Annotated in this window: 12 protein-coding genes; 8 read left to right on the top strand and 4 right to left on the bottom strand. The window is 59.3% G+C overall.

The features are described 5' to 3' along the window. Positions 1 to 12: 12 nt before the first annotated feature. From J5251_RS03795 to J5251_RS03770, 6 genes are all read left to right on the top strand, one after another. Entirely contained in the window at positions 13 to 768 is a 756-nt protein-coding gene (locus J5251_RS03795; RefSeq protein WP_208575241.1) for a cyclase family protein, read from the top strand. A gap of 155 nt (positions 769 to 923) precedes the next feature. Continuing rightward, positions 924 to 2,435, top strand: a complete 1,512-nt coding sequence (locus J5251_RS03790) for a purine-cytosine permease family protein (protein WP_208575240.1) — start codon at positions 924 to 926, stop codon at positions 2,433 to 2,435. Between the two features lie 193 nt (positions 2,436 to 2,628). Next, positions 2,629 to 3,828 carry an amidohydrolase gene (locus tag J5251_RS03785; RefSeq protein ID WP_244250787.1) on the top strand — a complete coding sequence of 400 codons (1,200 nt, stop codon included), beginning with the start codon at positions 2,629 to 2,631 and terminating at the stop codon, positions 3,826 to 3,828. A 45-nt stretch (positions 3,829 to 3,873) separates the two neighbouring features. Further along, positions 3,874 to 4,305, top strand: coding sequence for a RidA family protein (locus tag J5251_RS03780; RefSeq protein WP_158300447.1), 432 nt, complete (start codon positions 3,874 to 3,876; stop codon positions 4,303 to 4,305). Positions 4,306 to 4,335: 30 nt separating this feature from the next. Further along, on the top strand, positions 4,336 to 5,259 hold the full coding sequence (locus tag J5251_RS03775) for a polysaccharide deacetylase family protein (protein ID WP_208575238.1): 924 nt from the start codon (positions 4,336 to 4,338) through the stop codon (positions 5,257 to 5,259). 301 nt (positions 5,260 to 5,560) lie between these two features. Beyond that, positions 5,561 to 6,856 carry a MerR family transcriptional regulator gene (locus J5251_RS03770; protein WP_208575237.1) on the top strand — a complete coding sequence of 432 codons (1,296 nt, stop codon included), beginning with the start codon at positions 5,561 to 5,563 and terminating at the stop codon, positions 6,854 to 6,856. 502 nt (positions 6,857 to 7,358) lie between these two features. Here J5251_RS03770 and J5251_RS03765 read toward each other — a convergent pair. The 4 genes from J5251_RS03765 to J5251_RS03750 form a co-directional block, all read right to left on the bottom strand. Continuing rightward, positions 7,359 to 9,239, bottom strand: a complete 1,881-nt coding sequence (locus J5251_RS03765) for a hypothetical protein (RefSeq protein WP_208575236.1) — start codon at positions 9,237 to 9,239, stop codon at positions 7,359 to 7,361. A gap of 349 nt (positions 9,240 to 9,588) precedes the next feature. Continuing rightward, the gene (locus J5251_RS03760; RefSeq protein ID WP_208575235.1) at positions 9,589 to 9,759 is read right to left on the bottom strand and encodes a hypothetical protein; all 171 of its coding nucleotides are present in this window, start codon (positions 9,757 to 9,759) and stop codon (positions 9,589 to 9,591) included. 282 nt (positions 9,760 to 10,041) lie between these two features. After that, positions 10,042 to 11,907 (bottom strand): hypothetical protein, encoded by a 1,866-nt coding sequence (locus J5251_RS03755; protein ID WP_208575234.1) that lies wholly within the window; start codon positions 11,905 to 11,907, stop codon positions 10,042 to 10,044. A gap of 509 nt (positions 11,908 to 12,416) precedes the next feature. Beyond that, entirely contained in the window at positions 12,417 to 12,776 is a 360-nt protein-coding gene (locus J5251_RS03750; protein WP_208575233.1) for a hypothetical protein, read from the bottom strand. Positions 12,777 to 13,117: 341 nt separating this feature from the next. Between J5251_RS03750 and J5251_RS03745 the strand changes: the two genes are divergently transcribed. Then, positions 13,118 to 13,558 carry a hypothetical protein gene (locus tag J5251_RS03745; protein WP_208575232.1) on the top strand — a complete coding sequence of 147 codons (441 nt, stop codon included), beginning with the start codon at positions 13,118 to 13,120 and terminating at the stop codon, positions 13,556 to 13,558. A 114-nt stretch (positions 13,559 to 13,672) separates the two neighbouring features. Continuing rightward, positions 13,673 to 14,533: a hypothetical protein gene (locus tag J5251_RS03740; RefSeq protein ID WP_208575231.1), complete on the top strand. Its 861-nt coding sequence runs from the start codon at positions 13,673 to 13,675 to the stop codon at positions 14,531 to 14,533. The last annotated feature ends 245 nt before the right edge of the window (positions 14,534 to 14,778 follow it).

The following is a 14,778-nucleotide window of genomic DNA, read 5'->3' as shown; positions in this document are numbered from 1 at the left end:
TAAGGAAAAACCATGAGCATTGAAACGACCAATCGAACGTTTCCGAAGCTGGGCACCGATCTGCTGGACCGCTCCCTTGACGTGATTGACCTGACCCGTCCGATTTACGAGGGCATGCCTCAGTGGTTCGGTCATCAGAAGACCTTCATCATGGTCAACCAGACGCACGACCAGTTTATGGAGAAGTGGAAGACGACGTGCGGGTTCGAAGCCCACAACCTGCTCATCAGCGAACACGTCGGCACGCATACGGACGCCATCTTCGAGTACGCGAAGGACGGTCCCAAACTCGACGAGTCGCCGTTGGCCTTCTATTACGGTCCGGCCGTGTGCATCGATGTCGAACCCTTCGTGGAATCGGACGTGGAGCTGCTCTCCCAGGAGAAGCTCGTCCAGGCCGTCGCCGCCAGCGGGCAGGAGATCCGCCGCGGGGACGTTCTGCTGCTGCACTTCGGCTACGGTGACCGCGTCTGGCCGGAACTCGCGTACGCGGAACGGAACCCGGGCCTGTCACATGAGGCGGCCCTGTGGATCGCCGAGCAGGGTGTCGTGAACATTGGCGTGGACCAGATGAGCATCGACAGCAGCGAGGACGCGGAGTTCTCCGCCCACGTCGTCTGCGCCGAGTACGGCATCGTCAATACCGAAAGCCTCACCAACCTCTCGCGAATCAAGAACGAGCGCGTGCTCTACCTCGGTCTGCCCCTTAACATCCGGGGCGGCACAGGCTCTCCGATCCGCGCTGTCGCCATCCGCCAGGCCGGCTAACCGTGTCCGCGGATCCAAGACAGGCAGCATCTGCGGCCGCCGCCGGTGGCGTGGAGGTACGCGGCGTCGAACTCAGAGGCCTGCCACTTAATATCTGCGGTGGGAGCGGCTTTCCCCTCCGCGCCGACGCAATCCTAAATAGAGGGTGATCGAATATGGCTGAACCGATCCGGCCCGAGCCGGGGACCGCTGGCAAGACTGTCAATTTCGAACTTCGGGGCATTGATTACGTGCCGGATGATATGAGGGACTCGACACCCTCTAATCTCTTCCGGGTATTTGTCGGTGCACAACTGACCTTCGGCATCATGATCCTGGGATGGCTGCCGGTTGTCTTTGGGCTCGATTTCTGGAGCGCTGTAACTGCGACAACACTCGGCACGATCGTTGGTGCAGTGATGTTCGGCTTGTTCTCTCTCCTGGGACCCAGAACCGGCACCAACAGCGCTGTCAGCACGGGTTTCTGCTACGGGGTAAAAGGCCGCCTACTGGGTTCCTTTAAGGCTCTCTTTATCGGCGTAGGCTACCTCGCCCTGACCGTGTGGGTCTGCGGAGATATGGTTGCCGCGGGGGTGGCCAGGATGACCGGGAGCGGGACATCGGATGCCTTGCGGGCGATATCGTATCTGGTGATCATGGCAGCGCTTATCATTATCGCGCTGGTTGGTCATGATTTGCTCGTCAAGCTTCAAAAATACGTCATCCCACTAGTGCTGTTGGGTCTTGCAGTGATGGTGGCGACGACGTTCTCCGCCTTCGGGAGCACGCTCGAGACTCAGGCAAGCACTTTGAGTCCTTCCGAATACTGGGTGGCCTGGGTTGCGACATTCGTAATTGCAATGCAGCTGCCGGTCTCTTACATGCCTTTCGCTAACGGGTTTACCCGGTATATCAGCCGAAAGAGATGGAATGACCGGTCCGTTTTCCTCGGCATGTCCCTCGGGGTTAGTCTAGGCGTCCTCATTGCCCTGATCGTCGGCATCTATGTTTCCACTTTGTTCGCGGCTGACCAGATGTCCTTTGGTGACGGTGTGGTTAGTGTCGTTCCTTCGTGGTTCGTGCTTCCACTGGTTCTAATAGCGCTCATCGGCGCCTTTGACCAGGGCGGGTTTGCGCTCTACGGGTCAGGACTCGACGCTTCTTCGGTTATCCCGGCCTTGCGTCGGCTGCCGGCGACAGTTGTTCTAAGTGTCATATCTTTGCTCCTGGTATTTCTGGGATCTTTCGTATGGGACGCCGCCGTTATCGTTTCGGGCTTTGTGACCATCATTGCCGTCTTCGTGCTGCCATGGGCTGCCGTGGGCTTTACTAGTTTCCTGTTCCAGAAGGGCCGGCTATGGCCGCTGGACCTTCAGGTCTTTGAGAAGGGGATTCGCGGCGGAGCGTATTGGTATAACCGGGGATGGAACTGGCGGTCTACGGCAGCGTATGCGGCCGGCGTGCTTGTGGCGCTCCTGTTCGTCAAGAGCGACGTCTACAACGGCGTTTTGGCTGACGCTTTCGGCGGAGCCGACCTGAGCATGTTTGTCAGTACGATCGTCGCGGTCGCGCTGTATACAGTCTTCCGACTCATCTCCCCCGAGCAGCTGGAACTGCCGGCAAAAGGGGAAACCTCTACGGCATCACCTGCCTTGAAAAATCCGGCGTCCGCCTCCGTACCGGAGTGACCGGAGGGTGTTGCCCCGGCCGCGGCGGTCACACTACCGGGGCAACACCCGTAAACCTGCTGCAGTCCTGCTACGACTCCAGGAGGAAGCGTGTTTCTGGCAATCGCGAGATCAACACGAATGAAATTTGAAATGTTTTACTGCACATCATCTATTGACGGAAGGGGCGGTTATGCGGCTAGAGGAGAGTGTTTTGGCTGTTGACGATGAACTTCTGAAAATTTACAAGCAGCTACATGCGAACCCTGAATTATCAATGGCAGAATTTCAAACATCTGCGTTTATCCGACGCGAGTTGGAACAACTGGGTTTTGAGGTTCGCAGCTGTGGGGGAACCGGACTTGTCGGGACCTTGAAAAACGGTGCCGGCCCCTCCGTGGCATTTCGCGCGGACATGGACGGCCTGCCTGTGCGTGAGGAGACCGGGGCATCTCACGCCAGCGCAGTCAAAGCCCGCGATCGTTCAGGTTCCGAAGTACCCGTGATGCACGCCTGCGGACACGATATTCACATGACGGTAGCCCTCGGTCTGGCGCGGCAAATGAAAGCTGACGTAGGCAGGTGGTCCGGCACTCTAATCCTCATATTTCAACCTGGAGAAGAGACCGGTGAGGGAGCACGCGCAATGCTCGACGACGGTCTGTGGGACATCGCGCAATTACCTGACTGCGTCTTTGGGCTGCACGTCTGGCCTCTGGCTGCCGGCTCCGTCGAGCTCGTTGTGGGCGACACCATGGCCATGGGCGATTCACTCCGCGTCACGGTCAAAGGCATCGGCGGACACGGGTCACAGCCGCAAGACTCCGTCGACCCCGTCGTGATCGCCGCCAATATGGTTGTCGCGCTGCAGTCTGCCGTGTCCCGTAATCTTGATCCACTAAGTGCCGGGGTTGTGACCGTTGGCACCTTCCACGCGGGCACCAAGGAAAACATCATCCCCGCTGAGGCCGAATTTACCATCAACATCCGCTCTATTGACCTGGACGCCAGAAAGGTGTTGATGGGGGCGGTCGAGCGAATTATCGGTGGTGTTGCTTCAGCCTTCGCTGCTCCCGAACCGTCGATCAGTGTGATTAACAGCTTCCCGCATCTTTATAGTGACCCTGTCCTCATCTCGGACATCAAGTCGCGTTTCGATGTCGCGCTGGGCGAGACGAATGTGCGATACGGAAAGCCCCGCCTCGCAAGCGAAGACTTCGGACTGCTGGGGGAAGCTATCGGCGCGCCGAGTGCGTACTGGTTTATCGGCGGTCTTCCTGAAGGCGTTATGGGGAATGAGCAGATCCCGAGGAATCATTCCCCGTTCTTTTATCCGGATCCGGTCCCCACGCTCGAGGTGGGCATTCGCACTGCCTACGAAGCCTGCCTCTCGGTGTTGGATACAAATGCGTAGCGTCGCGTATTCCTCGCGACGCGCTAAATGAAAGGAAATACGATAATGAACAAAACCCGCATCATGCCCGCTGACCTCTGGGACTGGCCGGTGCCGACTCCCTTCACCCAGGGCTGGAAAGTAAGCGGCGACTACGAGACCATCTTTGTCGGCGGCCAGATTTCTGTTGACCACAATAACAACGTGATCGGCAAGGGCGATATCGAAGTGCAGACCAGAAACGTCTTCGAGAACATCCAAAAGGTTCTCAAAGAGGCCGGGGCCGAGATGACCGACATTGTGAAGTTCAACACCTTCTACACATTTGAAGGGTCCGGGGAGGACGTGCAGCATTTTTGGGAAAAGATGAATCGCGTGCGTTTGGAATTCCTTAAGGAGCCGGGCCCCGCCGGGACCGCGGTCCGATGCTCAGGATTTATGCTGGACGACATTCTCATTGAGGTGGAGGCAATAGCTGTCATTCCGCGGAGAGACTAAAAGACTTCGATCATTTAGGAGAGTCACCGCATGATCGCCAACCCTATTCAGTGGCCTAACGGTGCGAAGGTAGCCGTGGCGCTAAGCTTCGATATGGACTCGGACAGTACGCTGCTTCTGGACCATCCGGACCGTGCCCACCGCCTGGTGTCACCAAACTCCTGGCTTCGGTACGATGAAGTTGCGATTCCGCGCATCCTTGAAATGTTCAGGCGCCACGGTATCAAGCAGACCTTTTATGTGCCGTCATGGTGCATCGAGCGCTATCCCCACTTGGTCGAGTCAATACTGGATGGCGGACATGAGCTGGCGCATCACGGCTACCTGCACGAGAACCCGAATTCACTTTCTCCCGAGGATCAGGCTTATTGGCTGGAGAGGGGGATCGGCGTCTTCGAGAAGTTTACAGGTTCCCGACCCCGAGGATTCAGGTCACCGATGTATAACTTCTCCGAAGTTACCGCCAAGCTACTCGGAGAAAACGGCTTCCTCTACGATTCATCGTTGATGGGAGACGACGTCCCCTATTTGATAGATGGAGGTGCTGGAAAGCTCGTTGAGCTGCCGACTCACTGGGCACTGGACGATTGGCCCCATTACACGCACATGCCGGATTTCGGCTATACGATGCCGATTAGCTCCCCGGGGCGCGCGATGGAGGTGTTCCTTAGCGAATTTGATGCTGCCTGGGAGTTTGGCGGTATGTGGGTTTCGGTTTGGCATCCGTTTGTAAGCGGGCGCCTGGCTCGTTGCCGGGAAGTGGATAAGATGATCACCTACATGCAAGACAAGGGCGATGTATGGTTCGCCACGCTTGAGGAGATTGCCCGGCACGTGGTTGAGTCCGTTGATCAAGGATCCTATGTTCCCCGCGAAGTCCGCTTGCCATACTACGATGGGGCCGCCATGGGCGTGGGAACGCGCGATTTTGCACCTGGAACCCCTGATAAATGAACCGCTGGATGCCAAGCTTGCATCTTGTCGCTCTTGCCCAGGGATAGGTTAGCTGCCGGCGTCGGCGCGAACGTGCAGGAGCCGCCTTTCGGCGCGTGGGCGCAGGCCTTCTCGGAGGCTGCGCCCACGCTCGGAACCGTGTAACTAACAGACGTCTGCATATCAGCGTCCTCCGCGGGGTCGAGATTGAAAACAAGCTTATGTCCGTGAACGTAGGGGCCCCGTCGTCATACTCGTAAGACGACATGGTGGCCATGCTTATACCGGCGCAGTCAGTTCCGAAATTCCAAAGGCGTGGCCTATGAACAGGAACACCGGGCCATTCCAAAAGCAATACCCATCCTGCCTCCACACGCCTCGAGACCCGGCGGGACCGGGAACGGTGCCGTCGGCAACGGATGCCTCCGCCAAGGGCAACAGCAGCCACCCGGTGCCGCGGCATTCGTTCCGTCGGCACTGCAGGCAGCTGTGCCGAGTTCGGAACTCTTCCCCCAACGAGGTCCGGACCGACAAGTTCCCATCAACACGCCCTGTGCGGCACGGGCATGCTGGCGCCGCCTGCTTCTTCATGTTCGCCGCCTGCAACGGCCGCATGTCAGAGGACGGCGTCGCACCGTTTGTGCGGCTTCCTTCAGTGCTTGTGCGGCTTCTTTCATGTCTGGTGCAGCGAACACTATATGATCGATTGAAACACTCATCTTTCAGGAGAACTTTTCTGGCAGCGGGGCAGGAGGAGAGAACCATCACGACCGGCATCGGCCAGGAGCAGGCCGGGAATGAAGAACAGGCCGCTGAAGCGCCCATTCTCAAGATCGGGCATGTCGCAAGCATCCTCGGGGTGCCGACGGCACGCATCCGCTTGTGGGAACACGAGCGGCTCATTAACCCTTTGCGCACAGACAGTGGCCAGCGGCGATACTCGCCGCGGGATCTCGAGCGCCTTCAGACGATCCGGGACCTTCTCGACACCAAGGCTATGACCCTCACCGGCGTGCGAGAGGCACTCAGCGAAGAGGTCGTACCGCCAAGCTCCATGGAACCGTCTCCGGCTCCCGCCGATCCGGTCGGCGCCCGGGCGAAGGCCTTGCGCCTCCAGCAGGGCATGAGCCTTCGCGACCTTGCCAAATTGAGTGGAATCAGTCCTTCAGCTCTGGGAGCATTCGAGCGCGGACTGAACAAACCGAACACCGGTCGGATCTCGAAAATCGCCCATGCGCTCGGAACAACGGTTCCGGAACTTCTCGGCACCGCGCCACCGGAAAGCGGGACAGTCGTCCGGGCCGCGGAACGTCCATCATTACCGCTAAACGACGAGGGCGTCACCATCGAGTTGCTGTACCGATCTGCGACCGCCCTGCAGCCGCAGTCGATCGTGGTCCAACCCGGATGCGGAATACGTGAAGCGATCACTCACACGGGAGAAGATTTCCTAGTGGTCATGACCGGGGAAATCAATCTCGTTCTCGACACGATCGAGGTGCACCACCTTGGACCGGGGGACTCCGCGACATTCCCGAGCACGCGGCCGCACAGTTTTCACAACCCGGGAACGGTACCTGCCCACCTCATCTGGGTGAACACGCCAGCGACATTCTGATTTAGCAATGTCGGCGTGTACGGTCAGCGCCGGACGAAGGGCATTAACCATGCCGGACGGTGATGGCCCCGACGTCGATGAGGTAACCGTCCGATATGAAACCGGATATGCGGATTCGCTAGGAATTCCATACCGACGCGAGTAATTCATCCGGCCCTCCACGTCTCCTGGTGCTTGGTCCTGTGTGCCCTGGAAACCGCGGTTCTTCATCGCTGATAACCGTGAATATGTCGAAGGTGCCATGGAGATCAGTGCTGAGGCCAAACCGCTGTCGAAGGCCGGCAAACGGAAGTTCGCGTCCTGTCAGAGTGAACTCTAAGACCCGAGTCGCAGAACGTCAGAAATTGGGGAAATGGGAGTCTATCCTGACGGGGTTCCGGCCGCTCACCTGACGTCAGGTTGAGGTGTACTTCAACTGGACGCTTTGGCGGGCTCGCGGCCCCTGCTGGTTTTGAAGAAGTATTCATCCCGTTTTCAGTGTGCGGCCAGCTCCTGCCAGGGATCAGCGGGCGATGCGCTTAGCGGCGGAGAACCGGTCTTGTCCGGTGAATCCGGCCTTGATTCCGCGGACCCGGACTTTGACGGATTGCCCTTTGTCGGCAGCGGCCAGCCGGTAGGTAGTCCTCGTAGCGCCCTTGATCACTTTGCCGTTTCGGTACCACTGGTACTGGAGCTTGGTTCCGGAAGTCCAAGTTCCGGCCTGTGCTGTGAGCGTTCGTCCGGCTTGCGCCGTGCCCGTGATGCGGGGTGTGGGAGCGGCCAGGACACCGTAATTGATCAGGTTGTGGGCGCTGATTTGAGTGGCCGTCGTGTATTTGGGCTGGGTGCCGGTGACACGGACCTGCACGACGTGGTTCCGGTCGGCAGCAGTGGCCGCATAGCTTGAACGGGTCGCCCCCGGTATGGCCCGACCATCCCGGAGCCATTGGTAGCTGAATCTCGTACCGGCGGTCCACCCGGGCGTCCTCGCCCGCAGGGTCACGCCCACCCGCGCAGGCTCGTGGACGAGGGGCTTGGCCGACTGCAGTTTCACCAGCGGGATCTTCACTGCCTTGGCTTTGGCCTCGTTGGTTACGTAGCCGGGGCTGGACGTGCGGACGACCGGCTGGATCGTGGTGCCGGCGTCGGCGACCGCCAGCTGATGAGTGGGCGTCGTCGCCCCGGGAATGGCTTTGCCGTCGCGCAGCCACGTGTAGGTGACCGTCTGGCCGACGGGCCAGGGGTTATGGGCGGTCATCCGGTAGCCGGGTTGGAGCCGCGGCAACAGTTCTGCCACCGTGTTCACCAGTGTGTCGCCGTGGACGTAACCGCTGCGCCGATCGGCGGGCAACGGGGCGGGGCCGACGGTGACAATCGGCGAGGTGCCGTACTGGCGGAGGCCGTTTTCAATGAATTGGAAACGCTGCCCCACATCCGTCGGCTTCGGGTACCAGGACTCGGCTGCGGCTTCACGAGTCGTCGAAAAAGCTCCGTCGGACCTTAGCCGGTACCAGCCGGACCTGGAGGACTGGACGGGTGCGGTCCTTGTGGCCCGGACGGCCTGCTCACTGTAGGGCACTGCCGGGCCGGTGACGGTGACGTCGTTGAACCCTCCGCCGGCGTCCACGGTACGGACGAGCCTCGAGGAACGCTCGTGCACTGTTCCGTCCGGCCAGGACCCAGTGACAACGAGGCGCGCCAGGCTTCCCACCGCCGGGACGTATTCTTTACGGTCGGAGACTACGGTTCCGTCCTCCAGCAACCAACGGTAGCTGAGGACAGCTCCTCGACCCCATGCCGGAAAGCGCACCTCTGCCGGGACACCTGCCGTGAATGCCCAGGGAACCTCCGGAGTCGGAGCCGCATGGGTCGGATGTCCCACCCGCACTTCCCAGTCGACGGGCCGGTGCAGCGACAGGTAGGGGTGGACGTAAGCACGCGAGTAGCGCGGCTGTTGTGAGCCGGAGGGGAACTGCGGGACGGCCTCCATGATCGGGGTCGCACGGACGAGCCGCTGCAGCCCTTCCGGCAGGGCGCCGCCCGCCGTAGGAACAGTTACCGTATATGCCTGGACGAAGCCCTCGGCCGGCCCTGCTTCGATCCCGGCTTCGTCCACGCTGATGGTCGTGGTGATGCCCTGGTCGTTTTCGAACACGAGCTGCATACGCGCCAGCACTGCCTGACGATCCCCTTCGCAGTTGATCTTCACTGGCATCCGCAACTCGTTGCCAGCGGTGGCGGTGGCAGGCAGCGCCAGGGACACAAGGGTGCCGACAGCGGACGAAGATTCAGATCCGCAGGGATACGTCGAGGCGGCAACGGCCGGAGAGGCCACCACCACGCCCGAGAAGGCGACACTTGCGGCAAGGCCGGCAGAGATGGCTGCCCGAAAAACACGGCTCACGAAATTCCCCCAACATGAGTAACGATTCACCACAGTCTAGCCACCCGTTGACGTGCTATCCATGCACCGACAAGCCCTTCAAGAGATACGCACCCAGATCTCCCCTCCTAGTCGGGGTCGCCTCTCCAGCCTTCATCCATTCGTCTGCCGACTTCTTCAAGTACGGCATCGCCAGAATCTCTGACGAAGGAGTCGTCGAGGAGAGCTGCAAGCGGCGAACGAGCGGATTCGCGAACGCGAGGCGGGAAATGGACGACGAAGAGTTTGAAGGAGCCGGGCTCAGGTGGCGCAGGATCCGATCGATGGTACTGCGCCGGCCGCCTTTCTGATCAATACAGTTGGGTGATGATCAGTTGGGTTCGGGCTCGTTCCTCCGCGCCTCGGTTTCTAAACTGGTGGCGTAGACACCGAGGATATTCAGGCCGTCGCTTTCTTCCTCGTCCCGGACCGACTCCCCGTCCTCGCTGCTGTGGCGGGTAGGGGAGCGGTCCGCAAACCGGGCGTGTCGGAGACATGCCACACTAGGAAAATGTCCAAGGAACCGGCTACCAAACCTTCGAGGTTGCAGTCGATGTTTTCGCCACGGTGTTGTAACCGGTCTGGTAACCGGTGACCTTCACCTTGATCGTGTCGTAACGATCCGCGGTGACGAGCTTGTAGGTGCGGCCGGTGGCGCCCTTGATGGCCTTGCCAGAGCGGTACCACTGGTAGGTGAACTTTGTGCTGGCCGTCCAGGTTCGCGGGTTGGCCGCTAGACGGTAGCCGACCTTCTTCGTGCCGGAGATCGTCGGGGTGGACGCCTTTAGAGTGCCCTTGGCAATGACCGTGGTGGCTTTCGAGTGGCCATACGCAGTGTTGTACCGACGGGGAGGCTGGATGCCAGACGCACTTTGATCGTCTTGCCCGAGTCCAGGCCGGCCAGCTTGTACGTCCTCCCTGTTGCGCCATTGATGGCGGTGCTGCCGCGGTACCACTGATACCGGATGGTGGGAGACATATCCGGGTCGGGTACAGACAACGATGACCACGAGACGTTGCTGTATGGGGCAGTAAGGGTGTAACCAGCCTTCTTCGTGCCAGCCGGGGCGGGCATCGGATCGACGATGGAGAAGACGCCCTTGGTGACGGTCACGGAGGAGGGAGCCGTAGTAGTAGTGACAGTCGCGTAGCCGGGCTTTGAAGCGGTGACTCGGACCGTGTAGGTGTGCGTCCCCAAGTCGTTGATCGTTGGATTGTAGGTCCACTTCGTTGCCCCGGTAACGGCCTTGCCGTCCCTGTACCACTGATATTTACGGGTCGTTCCTGACGTCCACGTCGAGGGTGTCCGTGCATACCATGAAGTACCGATACGGCTGGAGGCGACCTCGATACTAAAGCTCGGGGCTTTGATTGTGCCGACGGCGATCGGAGTGGTCGGGGCCGATGTCGCGGAGGCGGTTTCGTAGCCGGTTCCCCTGGCTGTCACTTTGACGCTGATCGTCTTGCCCAGATCGGCAGCGGTCAAGGTGTACTTGCCAGCGGCGGTGTGGAAATACCAGGAGTCCATCCATTGCATGTCAACTACGGCACCGTCGCGCACCCATTCGACCTTGTAGTGATTCTGAACCAGTGCCGGCTTCCAGATACCCGGATCCATCGTCAGCGTTTCTCCGACCTTCGCGGTTCCGCTGATCGTCGGGCTTCCCGGCTCAAAGGTTCTGAGCACGATGGGGTGGGTGGGCGCGGAGTTGCGTGTGACCGGGTGAAAGCCAGGAATCGTGTAGGTTACCTGAACAGACAGGCGCTTACCGGCATCTGCAGTCTGAGGGGTGTAGTGGCGGTAGTTGGAGCTGCGCGGTGTGATTGGGGATCCGTCCCCAAACCACTGGAACTCATAGATCCCACCCGGAACGTAACCCGTTTCGACTTGGAGTAGAGAGCCGCCTTGGGGTACACCGGTGATTGTGGGAGTGGGCGGGGCCCACTCGGACAACGGAACGGACACCGGTGCGGATTCGCGGGTGGTGGTGGCATACCCCGACTTCTTGGCCGTGACCCTTACGGTTAGGTTCCCGCCACCGTAAGACGGGCTTACGGTCAGGCTGGTTCCGCTGCCAATATAGGCTCCGTTCCGGTACCAGGCGTAGGTCAGGACCGGTTCCGGGCTCCAGGTGCCGGGGTCCACGGTGAGAACTGTGCCGGGAGCGCTTGTACCGCTAAGGACTGGCACGGGGGCATCTGTGAACTGCTCGAGGACAGGTGCAGCCAAGGACGTGTCCGGCAGTGTAATGCCAGGCGAAGCGACGGTCACCGGACCGGCTGTTTCGGGCCCAGCTGCATTCCGGTGCCACTCGGTGATGTAGGGACCGTCGAGACGGGTCTGCGTGTCGCTGTACCGGAGCCGGTAGGAGCGGTCGCTGGACAGGGCGAGGCTGTATTGGCCGAGCGTGTTGGTGGTTCCGGTCGTATCGGCAGGCACGCCCGTGGCTCCAGCATCGGCGCCACTGAATGCAGAGACCTGGATGCCCTGAAGTGGCTTGCCCGATCCATCCACAACCCGCCCCTGCAGGAATGCATCGGCTGCCTGTGCGGGAATTGCACCGGCCAGCGGTCCGACAGCAAGGACGGCCGCGACAAGCATTGCGTAGAGAGACTGCCGCGCGCGCGGCAGTGCGAAAGTGATATTCAAGTTTCCCCAACTGAAAGGTTTACCCTTACAGGCCAAAAAAGCTTCGGATCGCTGTCGAGAATTGTAGCGCCGGACTTCTGGGTAGGCCGGCTGCATTCCTCAGATGGCCGCTGTAGCCTCATGCGCGACCAGTCCAGCTCGTGAAGGGCTGAAGCTAGCGGCGTGAGCCAGCATGGATACTTGGATGGACCGACCCGCACCCACCGGAGACTTCCACGATGACACTTATTGGATCTTGGACCTGCCAACACAACGGCTGCCTAAAGCACGGCTACAACGACCTCAGTAACGAGGTCGGCCACACATGTTGCGGCCGCTGTACGAGCGGCGAAGCCTGCAAGAATGACGCCTGGGGGCACGCGCCCTTATTTCCGCATGCCTATGCAGAGGGGCTAGTGACACCAGGCGTGTGTTCGGTGTGTAAGCAGGGTCCGCATTAATCGCAAGCATCTACTGACGACCTCGAATAGTAGAAGAAGTGCCGCACCACCAGATTTTGGATGAGCTCATCAACGGCTGCGTTCGGAGGTCGCACCTGAAGCAGGCTCGTCGTCTTCGTTGAGCAGGACCCTCACCATGTGCAGGATGACCTCGCGCTGACGCACGGTCAGCCGGTTGGCCCGCTCCGGAAGCACAAACGGCTCCAGTTCACCTGGAGGAATGCCGGCCGCTTCCAGCAGCTGGACCATAGGGATCTTCAGGGCGACGGAAAATGCTTCCAGCACCGATTCGGATGGCGTCTGCGGAACGCTGCGCAGGTACTTGGCGATCGACGTGTAGGCGACGGGAACACCGTGCTTGTGCGCTTCCTGGGCGATGCGGCGGCCCGGCCAGTTCACTGTGTTGGCGGCGTGAAGCAATGCGGACAAGTTCCCGGCAGCGGCCATCGTGACCTGGATCGAGAAGACCTACCACCGCCGGCGCCGCCAGCGTGCCCTTGGCAGGCTGACGCCGATCGAGTTTGAGACAATCGAAACCGGCCTTTAAGCCGCCTGAAAACCATCAACCCCGAGAGTCAACGAAACCCGGGGCAGTCCCGATCGATTGCCACTACAAGATGCGCTGCGGGGGCCACAGGAATGCTGCGCGGGGGTTAGGCGAGCTCGAATGTCTCATCTATCTGTCTTATCGACGATGTTCGCAACAACGGCATATGCTGGCTTTGACGAGATCATGGCAGAGCAACAACCTCCACATCTAGGATCGACACATGCGAAAATTGGTGGATCTGAACGCTGGTGAATCTTCTACTGGACTTGTGTTCGATGGGCAAGATACCGCGCAGATTTTCGCGACGTTCTTGATGGACCAGGACTACGGTCCATTGCTCAAAATTTCGTATCCCGGGGTCGCCTCTTCGAGCCTAGATGCTACATATGACCACCTTGAATTGTGGTCCGAGGGCAAGGCCATACCTAATACTCTCGTTTTCTCCAGCGTCGACGGCACCGCAACTTTCCATGAATGTGTCGTCATCCAAAAGCGGCACAACTTCTTTGGAGTCACTGAATTTACCCTTCGGCCGAGGGCGATGCTTTACGGTTCGTATGCCTCTGAAAACAGTGAAGCGCTTCGCCTATCCGCGGTGCATTCGCGAATCCCCGCGTTGAGTGCATGGCTCGAGAAAAGCCCCATCAGTCGCACCATTTGAAAGAACAAAGTATCCGGCTATAACGACACCTCATTCGCATCTATCGAAATTGACCCCGTCACCTTGGACCTAGGTGATCTCCAAGTCGAACTCACCAATTCATGGTCAGCGAGGATGGGCAGCCGAACTTCTGGATTCACTGTTTTTGGTGAGATTAAGACCGTCTCTGAGACGCCAGCCCCCGTTGACAGGCACTTGGCGATCCACCGTCAGCTTAGAGCTCTTCTCATCCTTAGCAGTGGTGAGAAAGCAGCCTTTGAAGATCATTTCGCTCGATTGCGCAGGGAAGATAGCGCCTCGAGGCTGGTCCATTTCTCCACCTTCTCGGAGACAGAACCCGCTTCGTCAGACAATGGATATAGGAATAACCACATATCTTCTGTCGATCATGTGGATCAGGACCAGCTAAGTAGATGGCTAACCAGCCAATCTCATCATTACGACGCCATCCTTCCTGCCGCAGATCTGCTGCGTAGGGAACGATTTTCTTCAGTGGATCGCGTTATTTATATGGGCATTGTCGCCGAGAGCCTTGGCAAGGAACTCGGAGAAGTTGAACGCGTAGAAGAAACCTATAGCCGTAAAAAGGGAAGTCATTCCACCTGGGTGCTCAGGTGCATCGTTCATTCCGAGCTGGATTTGAGTAATTGTCCCTTTGACCCTGTGGTCTTGGCAAAAGCAATCGCCAAGAACTACAACAAGAGCAAGCACTTCCAACCCTCGCTGACCCCGGATCCTTCCGTCACGGGCATACTTGGCCGATTTTTCGCAGTGGTTATCCGTCACCTTTCGATTCGGCTTGCGCTGATTGGCCCTGGCTCAAGCAATCATAAACTCCACATGACCAGTGAATCGGTTCGAAGCATTGAGGGATTGAAGGCTGTCGCAGTAGACGAGAACTGCTGGCCGACGTTTAGGGTGGTCACGGAAGAAGTGCAGGAAGAATCAACCGAGGAGGCGCACGAGGGTTCCTAGCAGCGGGGATATCCGCCGCTCTACTGTCTGCAAGCCGAGTAAGTGGACACGCCGCTGGTGTTCCTCGAGCAACCTCTTGCTATTCCGCCGGGCTCGCTTCCGACGTCCTTAGCTGGTTCAATGCATCCTCATAAAAGGCGAGCCGGGTGGCGGCCCGAGCCATTTCGTGCTGATGTCGCACTAAAGCTATAGCGACAGCAAATCCACCGCCGAGAATGACTGCGGCAAGCGCAAGAGGCACGCCA

Source organism: Arthrobacter crystallopoietes (assembly GCF_017603825.1).
Taxonomy (GTDB): domain Bacteria; phylum Actinomycetota; class Actinomycetes; order Actinomycetales; family Micrococcaceae; genus Crystallibacter; species Crystallibacter crystallopoietes_B.
This window is presented reverse-complemented; position numbering and strand designations above follow the sequence as displayed.